Origin of the sequence: Bartonella sp. AA1HLJMS (genome assembly GCF_042197445.1) — a bacterium.
Taxonomy (GTDB): Bacteria; Pseudomonadota; Alphaproteobacteria; order Rhizobiales; family Rhizobiaceae; genus Bartonella.
This window is the reverse complement of record NZ_JBHIRW010000167.1, coordinates 1-1520: the sequence shown is the minus strand read 5'-3', so window position 1 is coordinate 1520 and position 1520 is coordinate 1. Positions and strand designations below refer to the sequence as shown.

Annotated in this window: 2 protein-coding genes and 1 pseudogene; all 3 read right to left on the bottom strand. The window is 35.1% G+C overall.

Annotation, left to right across the window (positions count from 1 at the left end; all coding sequences use genetic code 11):
- Window positions 1-442 (bottom strand): type IV secretion system protein (locus tag ACFIQE_RS10295; protein ID WP_375707692.1); only part of this gene is annotated, 442 nt, incomplete at its 3' end.
- Between the two features lie 216 nt (window positions 443-658).
- Window positions 659-1435 (bottom strand): type IV secretion system protein, encoded by a 777-nt coding sequence (locus ACFIQE_RS10290; RefSeq protein ID WP_375707691.1) that lies wholly within the window; start codon window positions 1433-1435, stop codon window positions 659-661.
- Window positions 1432-1520: pseudogene (locus ACFIQE_RS10285) on the bottom strand (TrwH protein); the annotation flags it as partial. The pseudogene ACFIQE_RS10285 and the gene ACFIQE_RS10290, both read right to left, overlap by 4 nt.

Below are 1520 nucleotides of genomic sequence, written 5' to 3'. Positions count from 1 at the left end.
CTAAGAGACTGTAAAGCAATCCATTGGACTCGAAGAAGACGGTTTCTTGGAAAAGACGTCCTGCATATTGAAATCCTCCGCCTGCTGTTTTGTCAAGTAAATTCATTAATTGTTTATCATCGAGTGGGTTTGCGATGAGCGCTTTTGATAACTCATAGGGCATTTGTGTTATTAAATTTGTGATTTCTGGTTGATAAAGTCCTGTGGTAAGAGCTATTGAAGTAATAATACTTATCCGTAGGAAACGGTTTACGAATCCGGAGAGAGGCATATCGATAGCGCCACGGATGATGAGCCATCCGTAGATGATGAAAGCGATTGTGATTCCAATTGAAACGAAGGGTGTAATTGTAACAATTGCTTTTGAGGAAACATCCGTGACATATGTTTTTGTTATCTGATCAATTTTATTGAAAAGTTGCGTGAACACAGTAAAATTCATGGAATTCCTCTTTAACGAATTTTCAATTTTTTATCACTTTGGAACATAGATATATGCTAAACGCTTCATTTGCATTTATATATTATCTAAGTGTTTTCACCACGATATCTTGGCTTTGATAAAATATTTGTGTCTCTCTTGATTGTTCAGAGAGTACTGAACCTTCTACAGTGGCTTTTGTTTTCATGAAAAAAGTCAATGTTGTAAAGAGTTTTATTAGTTCAATCTTATTTGGGGGATTTTTTTGTTGGCAGAGTTTATAATTTTTTTATACAATAGACGTTTTTGTACATCGATAAGAGTCTCTTCATTGTTGCTTAAATTTCTGACCATTTGTAACTTTGTGTATTCATTTTGGAGCATGGATGACATGCTCTTAATGCGTGTTTGCAACTCGAAAACTTCTCTCAAATTTGTTGTTTTATCTATATCATTTAAGAAATCAGCAATTTGTGTAAAGCGCTTCTCTGCGTCTTGGAAAGCCTGCAAACTTACGGCTTTCTCGATAATTCCATTATAGTTAAGACGTGTATTAATTATATTGTGTATTTTCTTCTGCGGCATTGACGAGAAGATGGCCCTCATATCTTCGCCCTTAACCGCAGTTAGAAGGGGTTCTATATAACCATGCGTTTTGATTATGTTTACATTCCTTCTGTAGTTTTCGTGGGGGGGTTGGTAGAGCAGATCTTGCAAAAAATGGACATTGTTTCTTTCTAATAATGCTTCTTTTTGTAAGATGTTCATTTGCTCTTTTACACTTTCTGTTATAGACTGATAGATTTTTTTCGCGTTTTCGATCTGGTTTTCGTTTGTTGTAATTTGTTGTTTTAACAACTCAATAATTTTCAGATATTCTTCTTTTGAAAAAGGCAAAAGAGTTTGGGCAGTTGAACCCTTATTCTCAGAACCCCAACTAAAATTAGATGTTAGAGTTAAATTTATCATCCCCAAAAGGGTAATCATTCCTGTTATAATAAATCGCTTTTTCATCTGTCTCCTCGCTTGATTTCGGCAGGGATTGTTTTATTAATAGGCACTCGGTTCCTATCATTTGGCTGTTTTAGCTTTGGTGCTA

What these genes read in the sequence shown, in the direction of transcription:
- ACFIQE_RS10290 (WP_375707691.1), bottom strand. Translation starts at nt 1,435, where the DNA reads ATGAAAAAGCGATTTATTATAACAGGAATGATTACCCTTTTGGGGATG.